This window comes from Flavobacterium sp. CF108, from assembly GCF_900129795.1.
GTDB lineage: Bacteria > Bacteroidota > Bacteroidia > Flavobacteriales > Flavobacteriaceae > Flavobacterium.
Window position 1 is genome coordinate 231,107 of record NZ_FQWW01000005.1, and the last position, 14,739, is coordinate 245,845.

At 34.0% G+C, this 14,739-nt stretch carries 12 protein-coding genes and 1 tRNA gene; 8 read left to right on the top strand and 5 right to left on the bottom strand.

The genetic code is table 11. The annotated features are described in order from the left end of the window. The first annotated feature begins 80 nt into the window (after positions 1-80). Positions 81-236, top strand: a complete 156-nt coding sequence (locus BUE10_RS24130) for a hypothetical protein (protein ID WP_177178044.1) — start codon at positions 81-83, stop codon at positions 234-236. Between the two features lie 222 nt (positions 237-458). Here BUE10_RS24130 and BUE10_RS15195 read toward each other — a convergent pair whose 3' ends face one another. Further along, positions 459-3,854 carry a polysaccharide deacetylase family protein gene (locus tag BUE10_RS15195; RefSeq protein WP_073486485.1) on the bottom strand — a complete coding sequence of 1,132 codons (3,396 nt, stop codon included), beginning with the start codon at positions 3,852-3,854 and terminating at the stop codon, positions 459-461. A 429-nt stretch (positions 3,855-4,283) separates the two neighbouring features. Then, positions 4,284-4,736, bottom strand: coding sequence for a DUF4442 domain-containing protein (locus BUE10_RS15200; RefSeq protein ID WP_073486487.1), 453 nt, complete (start codon positions 4,734-4,736; stop codon positions 4,284-4,286). A gap of 251 nt (positions 4,737-4,987) precedes the next feature. On the opposite strand from BUE10_RS15200, the gene BUE10_RS15205 reads away from it, so the two are divergent. The 5 genes from BUE10_RS15205 (at position 4,988) to BUE10_RS15225 (ending at position 9,299) form a co-directional block, all read left to right on the top strand. Continuing rightward, entirely contained in the window at positions 4,988-5,446 is a 459-nt protein-coding gene (locus BUE10_RS15205) for a DUF4870 domain-containing protein (protein WP_073486882.1), read from the top strand. 123 nt (positions 5,447-5,569) lie between these two features. Next, on the top strand, positions 5,570-5,902 hold the full coding sequence (locus BUE10_RS15210) for a PadR family transcriptional regulator (protein ID WP_017498072.1): 333 nt from the start codon (positions 5,570-5,572) through the stop codon (positions 5,900-5,902). 3 nt (positions 5,903-5,905) lie between these two features. Next, positions 5,906-7,639 (top strand): PspC domain-containing protein, encoded by a 1,734-nt coding sequence (locus BUE10_RS15215; protein WP_073486489.1) that lies wholly within the window; start codon positions 5,906-5,908, stop codon positions 7,637-7,639. A 3-nt stretch (positions 7,640-7,642) separates the two neighbouring features. After that, positions 7,643-8,389 carry a head GIN domain-containing protein gene (locus BUE10_RS15220; RefSeq protein WP_073486491.1) on the top strand — a complete coding sequence of 249 codons (747 nt, stop codon included), beginning with the start codon at positions 7,643-7,645 and terminating at the stop codon, positions 8,387-8,389. A gap of 76 nt (positions 8,390-8,465) precedes the next feature. Then, positions 8,466-9,299 (top strand): GIN domain-containing protein, encoded by an 834-nt coding sequence (locus BUE10_RS15225; RefSeq protein ID WP_073486493.1) that lies wholly within the window; start codon positions 8,466-8,468, stop codon positions 9,297-9,299. Between the two features lie 161 nt (positions 9,300-9,460). On the opposite strand, the gene trxB is transcribed toward BUE10_RS15225, so the two are convergent. After that, positions 9,461-10,408: a thioredoxin-disulfide reductase gene (gene trxB, locus BUE10_RS15230; protein ID WP_073486495.1), complete on the bottom strand. Its 948-nt coding sequence runs from the start codon at positions 10,406-10,408 to the stop codon at positions 9,461-9,463. Between the two features lie 255 nt (positions 10,409-10,663). Here trxB and BUE10_RS15235 point away from each other — a divergent pair. Together BUE10_RS15235 and BUE10_RS15240 are read left to right on the top strand one after the other, a co-directional pair. Continuing rightward, positions 10,664-10,738, top strand: a tRNA-Pro gene (locus BUE10_RS15235). A 15-nt stretch (positions 10,739-10,753) separates the two neighbouring features. Next, on the top strand, positions 10,754-11,041 hold the full coding sequence (locus BUE10_RS15240; RefSeq protein ID WP_073486497.1) for a GIY-YIG nuclease family protein: 288 nt from the start codon (positions 10,754-10,756) through the stop codon (positions 11,039-11,041). A 178-nt stretch (positions 11,042-11,219) separates the two neighbouring features. Here the strand turns inward: BUE10_RS15240 and BUE10_RS15245 are convergent, their stop codons facing one another. Beyond that, the gene (locus BUE10_RS15245) at positions 11,220-11,912 is read right to left on the bottom strand and encodes a DUF4397 domain-containing protein (RefSeq protein ID WP_073486499.1); all 693 of its coding nucleotides are present in this window, start codon (positions 11,910-11,912) and stop codon (positions 11,220-11,222) included. Between the two features lie 557 nt (positions 11,913-12,469). Continuing rightward, a complete protein-coding gene (locus BUE10_RS15250) occupies positions 12,470-14,638 on the bottom strand; it encodes a hypothetical protein (protein ID WP_073486884.1) in 2,169 nt (722 codons plus the stop codon). Positions 14,639-14,739 lie beyond the last annotated feature (101 nt).

Genomic DNA, 14,739 nt, shown 5'->3' on the forward strand with positions numbered 1-14,739 from the left:
CCAAAACTAAATCGTATTATATTTGAACTAACATCTTCAATCAAAAAACGAAAAATACTAACAATTAAATTATACAAAAAATGCAAAAATTATTTACCGTTTTAGCCATCGCTTTATTTACAATTGGATTACAAGCTCAGGATACTACGCCTGCTAAGAAAGAAAAAGCTAAAAAAGAATCTTGCTGTAAAAAAACAGATTCAAAAAAAGACAAAAAATGCTGCGCTAAGAAATAATCGCAACATGCATTAAATTTAAAAGGCCTCAAATATTTGAGGCCTTTTTTATGGTGTTTTTTTTCGCCACGAATTACACGAATTTTCACGAATTAATTTTTTTAGATTCAAACTTTAAAAATTTGTGTAAATTCGTGTAATTCGTGGCGAAAAACTCGTCCAACTTTGTCAAAGTTCTTCACTCAGAAATCTTTTTAATCCTTTTAATCTGTGGCAAAAAAACTATTTCACCGTTGCTACATTTCCAGTTCTGGTAAGTACTCCCCAACTTTGGCTTTCGCCTTTTATAGCTCTTCTTAATACTCTAAATAAAATTACATACATTAATTGTCTGTACACAAATCGCTGCGGAATTAACCATATTAATTTAGTCAGTTTTTCTTTTTCAAAAATAAAAGCAATCACGCTAACCAGCATATCTACCAGCATAAAAGCGATATAATAAACCAATATTTTATGAAGACTATCCGGATCATTGAAATTCCAGATTAAACTTAAAATAAGAATTAAATCTGCCAAAGGCGCAAAGATTGGCAAAACGATTTGAAAGAGAAGGATGTTTGGTAATGCGACCATTCCTAATCCTTTATATCTTGGATTAAAGCACGCATCCCTGTTTTTAAAAAAAGCCTGCATAATCCCATAACTCCAACGAAAACGCTGTTTCATAAACTCTTTCAAACTTTCCGGAGCTTCTGTTATTGCAACGGCTTCGATACAATTTATAATGCGGTAATCGTTTCTTAAAATACGAATTGTTAAATCGCAGTCTTCTGCAAGTGTATCGGTTGTAAAACCTCCTGCTTTTTCAATTGCTTCTTTCTTAAAGGCACCAATTGCTCCGGGAACAACCGTAATTCCGTTTATTAAATCAAAAGCCCTGCGATCAAAATTCTGTGCGGTTGTATATTCAATACTCTGCCATTTAGTAAGCATTGTATTTTCGTTACCCACTTTTACATTTCCGGCAATAGCACCAATTTCCTCATTATTTTTTAACTGAATGGTAAAACCTTTCATCAATTGTGAAATGGCATCGGTTTTTAGCTGCGTATCTGCATCTATGCAAACCACATACTCATTTTGGGTTAACTTAATTCCGTAATTTAAGGCAGATGCCTTCCCTCCGTTTGGTTTGGTATTGACTTTTACTTTTGGATTATTGCCAAAGGCTTCATTAATCATGGCAAAAGTTTTGTCTTTCGATCCATCATCTACAAAAACAATATCAAAATCCGGATAATCCTGACCCAATAAATTTTCGATAGTTTTAACCGCATTTATTTCTTCGTTATAAGCCGGAACAATAATACTCACTTTTGGAAGAACTCCATTTGAAGGTTTATAAACCGGCGGGTATTTATGATCTTTCCATTTTTTAATAAAAGCCATAATTGCCATTAATGCAATGCGGAAAAAACCCAGAAAAATAGCCACCCAAAATGTCGCCGTAATAAAATGTCCAAACCAATATCCGAAATCAAAAATAAAATTATCGACTGAAATAAAAGGACCTTTTGCTTCTGGCATAATTTCGTCTTTGGTTTTACCAAGCAAATGAGCAACAGTTGTAAACTGAATGTGTCTGTCTTTAAAATATTTAATAATTCTCGGCAGCGCTATAACGGTAGCTTCTCTGTTTCCGCCTGCATCGTGAAGCAAAATAATTCCTTTATCGGGATTTGCTTCATATTGTTTTATGGTTCTAATGTAAACCGAATCGGCACTTACGCCTTTTTCCCAATCATTTGGGTCGATACTTTCTCCAACGGTATAATAATTTTGTGCTTTGCTTAAGGCAATTGGTTTTAGTTCAGCTTCTGTTGTGGGCTCAGCATCTGCATTATAAGGCGCTCTAAAAAGTACTGTACTTTTTCCGGTAACAGCTTCGATTAATAATCGAGTCGTTTCCATTTCTTTGGCAGCTCGTTCCGGACTTACCAAAGCAATATTTGGGTGTGTAAAAGTATGATTGCCTATTTCGTGGCCTTCTTTATAAATTCTTTGCAGCAGCGGGATATTATTTTCTCCCTGAATACCAATTACAAAAAATACTGCGGGTACTTTTTCTCTTTTTAAAATATCTAAAATCTGAGGCGTATAAGTAGGATCCGGTCCGTCATCAAAAGTTAAAATGACTTGTTTGTTTACATTTCCAAATTTGCTGATTACATATTTGGTAGGTAATTCTACATATTTCTGTTCCGTAATAATGTCTTCGTCATTATTGATTTCTAATTCTATTTTCCCCGCTGCAGGAGCTGCAATAACATTTAATATTTCGCCATCTCCAATATAAGCGGGACTTTCGATTCGGGTATCGACACGTTTCATTATATTAAAATCGAAAGGCTTTTTATTGATGCTTTCGTCTGTTAAGCTTCGCTGATAAAAACTCCACAAACGCTGATCTTCGCTTCCTAAGCGCCACAAAGCAGTTCCTCCCAAACCATATTCGTCACTAAACCTTATGGTATTAAAATTAGTGGCAGCATCTTCAAAATTGACAACATGTTTTTTACCATTACTATCTTTATAACTATAAGAATTACTGTAACTGTTATTATCAAACTTTATCACAGCATTATGCTGCTTTGCAATGGCAATTGCCTGATCGTAAGTTATGGTTTCGCCTTCTTGTTTTTCCTGCCAGTCGTAACCATAACCGGCAAAGCAAAGAATAATTTTTTCTGATGGAATTTCCTGTGCCGTTTTGTCTACGATACGTTCTATCCATTTCTGACTGCTGACGTCTCCCGGAACACTGCCGGCATAATGTTCATCATAAGCCATCAAAAACATATAATCATTGTATTTTGCCAATGCTTTTACATTAAAATCATCGTCTGATGCCATAATATCCTGCGAAACAAGATAACCCAGCGGATGCAGTTTTTCGTATAAGGCTTTTTGAAAAGCAATTATAGGTTCATCGCTGTTTTCTTTAAACTCTTCAAAATCGATATTAATTCCTTGTAAATCATATTTTTTTAATGCTTTTACAATATCATTAATTAGCCTTTCTCTTTTATTTTTATCATGAAGAATGCGGTGAATAAGATCACCGTCAAATTCGCCTTCACCTAAAGATTCGTTAATGTTGTTGATTAACGGAAGGATTTTTACTTTCCCTTTTTTCATTACTTTCAATGCTGCCGTATCAATTTCTGTTCGCAGCAAATCGGTTTTGGGATCAATAAAAAACCATTCAGGAATCACCATATTGAGTTTGTCAATATTTTTTTGGAGTGAAAATAAACTCTGCGGATCCCAGTCGACATAAAAAGCAGCCCGAACTTCTTCAGTTGTTTTTGGTGCAATTGGCTGTTTTCGTAATTTTTCTATTTTCTTTTTTTCTCTTAAAAAATAATCAAAGCCTTTAAACTTTTTGAGTTCTTTATCACTTAAATCTTTTGGTGTAATGGGGTTTTCAAGGCTATGTCCGGCTCGACTGCTGTTGGCCAAAAGCGGCAAAGGCGGTTTCAATCCTCTTTTTAAAGTGATAAAGAAAATGGGAACCATTAAAATAAGAAGAAACAAAATAAGCCTGCTTGACCATTGAAATGTTTTCCAGCGTTTTTGGGTAACCGTCTGAAATATTTGTTTTTTATCATCCATATACTTTACTTTTTTAGATAAATACTATTAAAAAGATAAATCAAAAAATTAATTGTAAATCCTGAAGATTTAAACAACTTGATAAAATTCCGCTTTTCTATTATGAAATATTTATCTTACAAATGTAATTTAATTTAGATACAAAACTAGTATTGATAAATGAAGATAAAATTAGCAGACTGAATTTTTATAGAGCAGAAATTATAAAATAAAATTATAAAAGAAAAAGTTCAAAAAAACAACAAAACACAACAAAGCTTACTGACAAACAAATAAATACAAAAAAGACCTCAATTGCTTGAGGTCTTTCTTTATGTTTGTTTTCGCCACGAATTTCCCGAATTTCCACGAATTATTTATCTACATTGAATGCAGTATAGACTTAAAACTTTAAAATTCGTGGAAATTCGGGAAATTCGTGGTAAAAAATTATTTCAATCTAACGCTCCATTCAAAATCCATTTCTGAAACCTGAACGCCTTCTTCATTAGTTCCAATAGATTTCATCCAGAAAGTCTGTCCCTCGCCTGTTGCGATGGTCTGCTGAATGGCTTCGGCAATTAAATGTCCGTCATTGCACACAAAAGTTATTCTTCCTGTCGCTTTTTTGGTGAAGTTCCCTTTATTATTAGCGACAAGCATTGAGATTTTTTTACCGCTTTGTTCTATTTGTGAAATAACCAAGGCGCCTGTTGTTAACTCGGCAGCCATTGCCTGAACTGCGAAATACATCGAATTAAAAGGGTTTTGATTAATCCAGCGGTGTTTTACACTTACTACACATCTGTCATTATCAATTGCTTTTACACGTACGCCGCAAAAGTATGCCGACGGTAATTTGAATAATACAAATTTGTTAAGTTTAGATACAGATATTGCCATTTGATATATTTTTTATGTAAAAATACAAAAAAACTATGCATGCACAATAAATTGATATTACTTTATAAAACTGCCAGTAAAATCAATGCTTTACAATGATTTTCAATTATTTATACTTCTAAAATTCATTTTAACTTTGTTAAAATTTTGTTAATAATTAGTACTATGCAAAACAAGATACTGTCTTTTAGATATATATTTGCATAAGAAATTACTATATGCTTTTAATCATTCAATCAAAACCACTCATCATGGAAAAATCATCAGAAAAGAATACTTCGGCATTCGCACATTTAAGTACATTAAGTCAATACATTATTCCGTTTGGAAATTATATTTTTCCAATCATCATTTGGTCAAGTTATAAAGACAAATCGGAGTTTGTAGATCATCACGGAAAACAAGCTTTGAACTTTCAGTTAAGTTTATTGCTTTACACGTTAATCTTAGCTTTAATTGCAATCCCGGTTTTTGTTACGGTTTTTTTACAAAACCTTCCAATCGAAGCTGTTTTTAATGACAATGAAGATTTCTACATCAGAAATTTCAATTTTGAAGGAAACATTGGCCTTTTAAGTATTGGAGCTACGGCAGTGGTACTTTTTGGACTTTTAAAATTTGTTGAATTCTTTTTAGTGATTTATGCTTCGATAAAAGCTTCAAACGGAGAATTATATAAATATCCGCTAACGATTCCTTTTATAAAGTAACACTTCGACTTCGCTCAGTGTGACAAAAAGATTAAAGGTTATAGCACAAAAACAATCAATCATCAATCAATTATCATCAATCAAAAAACGAATTGTTCAATCTAAAAAAAACAAAATGAAATTATGAACATTGAAAACACAAAAGCACAGATGCGCAAAGGTGTTCTTGAGTTTTGCATCTTATCTGTTCTAAAAGAAAAAGACGCATATACATCTGAAATATTAGACACTTTAAAAAACGCTAAATTACTAGTTGTTGAGGGAACAGTTTATCCGCTTTTAACTAGATTGAAAAACGACGGTTTACTAAATTATCGATGGGAAGAATCGACATCTGGACCACCAAGAAAATATTATGGATTAACCGAAATAGGGCAAACATTTTTAAACGAACTTAGCGGTACCTGGACAGAATTATCTGACGCCGTAAAACTAATCACCAATCAAAATCAATAAGTCATGAACAAAACAGTAAATATTAACTTAGGCGGTATGTTTTTTCACATCGATGAAGATGCATATTTAAAATTGACACGCTATTTTGACGCTATAAAACGATCACTTAACAACTCGTCTGGACAGGATGAAATTATTAAAGATATCGAAATGCGTGTTTCTGAATTATTAACAGAAAAACAAAAAAGCGAGAAACATGTTGTTGGACTGAAAGACGTTGACGAAGTGATTGCGGTGATGGGACAACCTGAAGACTATATCATTGACGAGGAAGAAAAATCAAATCAGTCTTTTAATAATTATAGAGGAAGAAGTCACAAAAAATTATACCGTGACAAAGAAAATGGTATGATTGGCGGTGTTGCAACAGGATTAGGACACTATTTTGGAATTGATGCTGTATGGATCAAAATCGTATTCTTAATCTTTGTTTTTGCAGGTTTTGGAACTGGGATTTTAGCTTATTTCGTTCTTTGGATTGTAACGCCTGAGGCTGTTACAACTTCTGAAAAATTAGAGATGACAGGAGAACCGGTTACGATTTCGAACATCGAAAAAAAAGTTCGCGAAGAAATAGATTCATTATCTGAGAAATTTAAAAATGCAGATTATGATAAAATGGGAAACCAGGTAAAGTCGGGAGCTGAGAGAATAAGTAGTTCATTTGGAGACTTTATCATGACGGTTTTTAAAATCTTCGCTAAATTTTTAGGAGTAGTTTTAATCATGTCTGGTATTGCAGTTTTAATCATGTTAATGGTTGGGGTTTTTACCTTGGGAACGAATGCTTTTGTTGATTTCCCTTGGCAGAACTTTATTGAAGCCGGAAACTTTACAGAATATCCTATTTGGTCTTTTGGTTTATTAATGCTTTTTGCCGTTGGAATTCCGTTTTTCTTCTTAACATTATTAGGATTTAAATTGTTGTCTCCAAACTTAAAATCAATTGGTAACATTACAAAATATACTTTGTTAGCCGTATGGATTATTGCTGTTGCAATCGCAATTAGTATTGGAATTAAACAAGCTACAGAGATCTCTCGCGACAATAAAGTGGTAGAAAAGAAAATAATTGCCATTACTCCAAAAGATACTTTGTATGTAAAATTCAGATACAATGACTATTACGCTAAAGATTTATATCGTCACGGAGATTTTCAATTTGTACAGGATTCAGCTGGAAATGATTTAATCTATTCAACAGATGTACGTTTACACGTTTTACGTACTGACGAAGCTTCTCCTTATATTCAGATAGAAAAAAGCGCTAGAGGAAATTCATTAACTAACGCTAAAAAAAGAGCAGAAAAAATCAATTTTAAATACCAGATTAGTGGAAATCGTTTAATTTTGGATAATTATTTTCTGACAGATGTTAAAAACAAATTCAGAGGTCAGGAAGTTGATGTGTTCTTATATTTACCAGAAGGTCAATTATTTAAACCAGATGCATCAATACAAGAATATGATGATACTGACGATAATTTCTTTGACTTGCACTTTAGCGGAAATTACAACTATAAAGTAGAAGGTTCAAAAATTAAATGTTTGAACTGTCCAGCAGAAGAAATGGGCGATGAAGATCATGACGGAGATTATAATGAAGAAAATCATATTGAAAAAGATACCATAAACGAAGTTTCTATTAAAGTAAATGGAAAAGAAATTTTAAACGGTAAAAAAACTAACGGAAAGCTAACCACTGATAAAAACGGAGTTATAATTAAAATTAACTAAGCCATGATAAAAATAATCATTCATATTACGAAATTTGTTATTGCCACAATTACTGCACTATTGTTTGCTTCATGTAATAACCTTAACCTGAATACAATTGAAGGGAGCGGCAATGTAACGACTGAAAAAAGAATTGTTCAGGGAGATTTTAAAAACATCGAAGTAAGCAATGCAATAGATTTAGTTATTCAGCAATCTGATTCGGTAGACATTACAGTTGAAGCTGATGATAATCTGCAGAAAGAAATCATTACAAAAGTTGAAAACGGGACTTTGATCATTGAATGCAAATTCAGTTCTTTCCGTAATGTAACTCAGAAAAAAGTAACCGTAAAAATGCCTCATGTTGGTAAAATCGAGGCATCGAGCGCTGCGAGTGTGTTAAGTAAAAATACACTTCAAGGAGAAAACATAGAGTTAGAAACTTCAAGTGCAGCGTCTATGCATGTAGATGTAGAGTCTGATAATATTTCTTGTAATTCAAGCAGCGGAAGCTCAATCGACATTAAAGGAAAAGCATTAAAAGTGCAGACTTCAGCTTCTAGCGGATCTTCAATCGAAGCCGGAAAATTATTAGCAAATGATGTTGATGCAGAAGTTTCAAGCGGGTCAGTGACAAGCGTTCATCCTATTTTAAGTCTGAAAGCACAAGCGAGCAGCGGTGGAAATATTAACTATAATAATGTTCCAAAAACGATCAATAAAGAGACAAGTTCCGGAGGAACCGTTAGTCAAAGTGAAAATCTCTAAACTGTTAAATATAAAAAAAATCATTCATCTAAAGTGGATGATTTTTTTATATTTGCCAAAATCAAATCTAGAATAAATGAAAAAAAATACAGCCCTATTCCTATTGCTTTTGGTTACAACATTAACTTTTGCTCAAAAAAGAGAAAAAGTAAAAGGTTCTAAAATTGTAACTACCTCTATTAAGGACGTAGGAAGTTTTGATGCTCTTGAAGCCGATGATAATATTGAAGTTTATCTTGAAAAAGGTGAGAAAAACGAAATCAAAATTGAAGCAGATGATAATCTTCATGAAATCATTGGAATGGATTTAAGAGATAAAACGCTTCGTTTATATACATCAAAAGAAAGTACAATTTTCAAAAAGCTTTCTGTAAAAGTCACTTATACGAGTTCACTAACGAAAGTAATTGCAAAAAATGAAGCAAAAATTTATGCCATTCAGGAAGTTCAATTAGATGACATCACTTTTAGTAGTTTTGATTATTCCAGATTATATCTGAATGTCAATTCAAAAAAATTCAATTTAATTGCTGATGACAAATCAAAAACAGAGTTAAACTTAAAAGCTGACGACGGAAGTTTACAATTGAGCAAAAGTGCTTCTATTAAAACTTTGGTTTCTGCTATTAAATTTAAATGTGACTTGTACCAAAAAGCAAATGCTGCTATTGAAGGAATTGCCGAAAAAGCAACAATACGTTTAGATAATAATTCGGTTTTCAACGGAACAAAATTTACTTTGAAAGATGCTAATGTAACTGCCGAAAGTAGTTCTGTTGGAAGTATCCTAGCCGAAACTACTGTTTCTATTGCCGTTGGAGATAAAGCGGAATTATCTTTATTTGGAAATCCAAAAATCGAATTAACCCGTTTCTCTGAAGAAGCTAAGCTGATTAAGAAGATTAAGTAATTTGTTTCAAGTTTTTCTTGTTTCAGGTTTCAAGTTGAAATTAGGAACCTTAATTATAAAAAAATCCCAGTCTAAAATTTAGACTGGGATTTTTTTATTGCTGTTTTATAGACTCCAGAAAACTTGAAACAAAGAAAACCTGAAACCTGAAACTAAAAAACTTATTCCTTAGAAGCTAAATAACGTTCTGCGTCAAGTGCAGCCATACAACCAGTCCCTGCAGCAGTAATTGCCTGACGGTAAACGTGGTCTGCAGCATCTCCGGCTACGAAAACACCTGCTACATTTGTATTAGAAGTTCCTGGTGTATTTATGATATAACCTGTTTCGTCAAGAGTGATGTAATCTTTAAAGATATCTGTGTTTGGTTTGTGACCAATTGCTACAAAAAATCCTGTTGCAGGAATTTCAATAGTCTCACCAGTTGTTTTATTTAAAGCTTTAATAGCATGCACTACATTTGAATCTCCTAAAACTTCAACAGTATCGTGATTCATTAAAATCTCAATATTTTCTGTTTTACGAACGCGTTCTTCCATAATTTTTGAAGCTCTGAATTTCTCACTTCTTACTAACATTGTTACTTTTTTACAAAGTTTAGATAAGTAATGTGCTTCTTCGCAAGCAGAATCTCCTGCTCCAACAATTACAACTTCTTGGTTACGGTAGAAAAATCCGTCGCAGACAGCGCAGGCAGAAACTCCGCCTCCCATATTTAAATAGTGCTGCTCTGATGGTAATCCTAAATATTTAGCTGTAGCACCTGTAGAAATAATAACAGTTTCACAGTGCAATTCGATTGAATCGTTAATCCAAACTTTATGAATATCTCCAGAAAAATCAACCTTTGTAGCCCAGCCATCACGAATATCAGCACCAAAACGTTTTGCTTGTTCTTGTAACTGAACCATCATTTCTGGTCCTGTAACACCATCAACATAACCAGGGAAATTTTCTACTTCATTAGTCGTTGTCAATTGACCTCCAGGCTGCATACCTTGATATAAAATCGGATTCATGTTTGCTCTGGCAGCATAAATAGCTGCAGTATAACCTGCAGGGCCAGAACCTATAATAAGGCATTTAATTTTTTCGATTGTATCTGACATAATGTGTATTGTTTTTTTGTGATGCAAATGTAAACTTTATTATAAAAAATAACACCGAAAATAAATCTGAAATAGCTATGTTAAAATAAGTTTTATTTATTTTCATTTTTTCCTTTTGTAAACAAATTTTATTTATATCTTTGCATCCGCTTTCGGGTACTACAACAAATACATCTTCGGGGTGTAGCGTAGCCCGGTTATCGTGTCCCGCTCTAAGGCGGGAAGACCACAGTAACGATCCATAAGCAAATGCTACGGGGTGTAGCGTAGCCCGGTTATCGCGCCTGCTTTGGGAGCAGGAGGCCGCAGGTTCGAATCCTGCCACCCCGACAAAGCCGAACAGAAATGTTCGGCTTTTTTGTTTTCTTTAATTTATTTCTCTATGTTTTTCGTTTATATTCTTTAAGCGCTACAAAAGAAAAATTCTATATTAGCCAGACAAATGACATCGAGAATAGACTTAGAAGACATAATGCCAGGCAATCATTATCTACAAAAAGTGGCGCACCGTGGAATATCATTTATACAATTCAACTAAATTCAAGATCTGAAGCAGTGGCTTTAGAAACTAAAATAAAAAAACGAGGCGCAAAAAGATATCTTCAAGATATAGATTTCGAGTATCAATTATAGAGTAGTCTAGTTATCGCGTCCCGATTGGAAATCGGGAAGGCCGCAGGTTCGAATCCTGCCAGCCATACAAAAGTCTTCTAAAAACAGTCAACCCCTCTTAAATCGTATAATTTAAGAGGGGTTTCTCTTTATCTCACCCAATTATGGTTGAAAGAACTAGTTTTTAGTCCATACTATTTTAATTATGTGAAATCTGTTTGATTGTATATCCTGATGAAGAAGATCCTGCTATAAAAACGGTATAAACTTTTCCAGCAACAAAATCAGTTGCTTGTAGGGTTGCCAGATTTTCAGATCCCCCGCTGCTGCGTACTTGAATACCTAATAAACCTGCATTAATTTCAGAGTAACCACTTTGACTGTAACGCGCAACATTTAAAGCAAGGTTATTGCCTTGAGCGTCAATAAAATCAACGTTTGCAGGAGCACCGCCACTTAAATGAATAAATTTGACCTTAGCTTTCCCACTGGCTGGAGCGGTTATATTATCCTCATAAAGCCTCACTTCTGCATCATTTCTTGATTCACCTGTTAGATATACTGTATATCTTTTGTCATCATCCAGATCAAGTTCTTCTGAAGCATATAAATCATTATCATTTTCATCTCTAAACTGGCTTACCAGATTGTTTCCCACCGCTACATCATGATACGACACCGAATGCTCTAGATAATCCAGATTACCAATATAAGGAATATTGGCCATAACAAATTTTTGAGAACCTGAGTTGGGCGCAGCATTTACAACTTTAAGGTGTGCTGAACCAAAAGGATCAACTTCATTATTATCACAAGATGATAAAAATATCAGGAATGTAATAGCCATTACCCTTACAGGAATTAATTTAATAAAGATTGTTTTAATTTTCATAATTTTAAGTTTTACTTTGTTTTTATCCGATTACATATATTTTACCTTAATGGCAATTTTGTTGTTTTGATTTTTTAAAGTAATCTTAAAATCAAAGACCGTTTTTTTTCATTTGAATCATTATTTAAATTTTAAGATATTGCTTGCGAAAGTAATAGGACAGTTTCTTAAGAGTCATAAAAAATAAAGTCAAACGGACAATTTTACGGGTGAAACGTTACGTAAGGAAAAAAAGATGCTTTTACTTGCCAATCAATAACAGGGGAATTTGTTTTGTTATTGCTTAATCTATCTTGCATTTTGGCATTTATAATCCATAATCATTTACTAGAAAGACTTTTTTTTTTGCAACAAACTGAAAACCAAATCAATCTCAAAATTCCTAATTTCTAAAATTTATCTCATTTAAAATATAGCCCGTGGTTTCAACTACGAGAAACGTATCATGAATAATATAATGCGTCCCCACGGTTGAAACCGTGGACTATATTAAAAGACAAAACCTCTGAAGACAATCGTCCTCCAGAGGTTTTTTATTTCAAATATCTATATCTTATTTATTTCTCCATATCAATATACGCAGGATACGATTCACGATTAGGCAAATTAAATTCTTCGTCGAAAGGCTGTGTACCTTCGCCATTATTGTATAATGCCACACGCTTTACACCAGTTGCTGTGCTTCCGCCAATACCATTAATAACATTTTGAATATTTCCCGGACCAGCAAAACGAGTAATACACATTTTCTCCAATTTCACATTTGGGTTATTAGGCGCTTCAAAGCCATTTTTTTTATTCACATTGCCATCAGTTCCTGTAAAAACGGCATAAGACCCCATTCCTATACTATGATAATCTTTTACAGTATTGGCTATTTTAAATGCTGCATAGCCATCAACTTTACCTCCTTGACAGCTCCAGCTTGCTTGATTTGGAGCATCGTATGGCGGTTCATTTTGGAAGAAATAAGTTCTGCCGCGTTCTCCTAACCATAAAACTTCATATTCCTGAAAATGTTCTGTAAACAGTGCATAAAGCGTAACATCATTCCCCGTAACGATAAGTCCGTTTTTACATCTGTCTCTTACCCAGCGTAGATCTCCGCCTTTCTGCGAACCATGATCAGCACGCCACAACCAGAAATGGTCGCCCACAACATTACTGCTGTTTATTTGCATAGCAGTATGTATTTGAATATTTTTTGACTGAACCCCGCCTACTCTACAAGTAATATCTGACAGCAAGATAGGATTTGCAGCATGGTCTGCTTTTGCTCCTTCTTCACCAATTCTAACCTGATACGTTGTACTATTAAATGAATCTGTAAGAAGTCCGGCAATGATAATTCCGTCCTTGTCATCAGCATAAATACATCCCCAAGTATTTTTCTCAGTAGGCTCTAATGTTACCGAAGCTATACCAGCACCCAAAAGAATCGCATCTTTTCTATTTACTTGGATAGGAGCATTCAACGCATAATGCCCTGGAGTAAAAAACACATTTTTACCTGCTTTTAACGCATTATTGATTTCAACATCGGTGTCGCCTTCTTTAGCAACATACCAATCAGTAAGCAAATCTTGAACTTTTCCTTTACCCATGTCTGTTGACGACCACGAAACTCCTACTCTATCTTTTTGCCATGCCGGAACAAACACTTTGTATTCACCATCGTTATCTATAAAAAGAAAAGGTTTTTCTCTTATAATAGGCGTATTAGGAATTGGAGAATTGGTATCATCTGCTTGCGGAGGATTAACGCAGCCTTGCCAAACCATATTATAGGAACCGCCCATAGCTCCGGAACCAGAAGGAAAAATAGCATTTCTGGTATACCATTGCTGCTGTCCAGCCCAATTTGGTCTGTTTGATGTATAATGAGTATCAGCAATAAAACCACCGCTGCCCCAAAAGTTGGTGTTTCCAATATCTGAAATATATTTCGAAGTACTTTCAATCAGCATTCTTCGTGCACTGGTTGATTGAGAAACTGTCCATGCAAAATCCCGCATTACTTCTACATTTTCTACAGAACGCCAAAATGTACACGTAGCATTTGCTCCGCCCGAAAGGTGAGGCCTTGTAAAAATAGAACCCAATTTAACGTCTGACGGCACTTTGCCCAAACCTCCAATGTGAGAATAAAACCCTAATTCTATTGAGTTAGCCTCTGCCGATGATGCAGAACCCGATCCGCCTGAATCGTAAGTCTGACCATCAATATTTGTTTTTAAATAATATGCCTGACGTTTTGTTGTCCACTCACCATTTGCTCCACCCAAACCAATAGCACTAAATTGTGAATTAATATCAATTCGTGCGGTTTCAGCTTTTTCATATTTTCGATCGTAGAAATACATATTACTTCCAAAAATTTGATTCTCTAACGAAAGCAGTATTGTTATATCGTTACGAGTTATTTTATAATAGTTCTCGTATTTATCTTTATTCCGTTTATTATCTGTAAAGGTTAATTTAGAAGTTGAGTTCACAGACACAAAATGGGATGCCAGACGACTTCCTCCTCTTGTAATCACATAATTTCCCGAAGAGCCAAATGCCGGCCACGATAATGTTATGTTATGTTTTTTCTTGTTGTAAACAATTTTACCTTCTATTTTATTCTCTTGTACTTTTTTATTAGATGAATTGGATGGTGCAAAACTGCATAGAATCAGCATAAACGCAAATGCAGTAAATACTGAGGTTAACTTTTTAATCATAAAAATTGTTTTTGGTTTAATAGTTTTTAGGGTTTCTAAAATAGTCATAATCTTTAACCTGTATCTTTCAATTTTCTTATCAAAAACTATACAACGAGCTT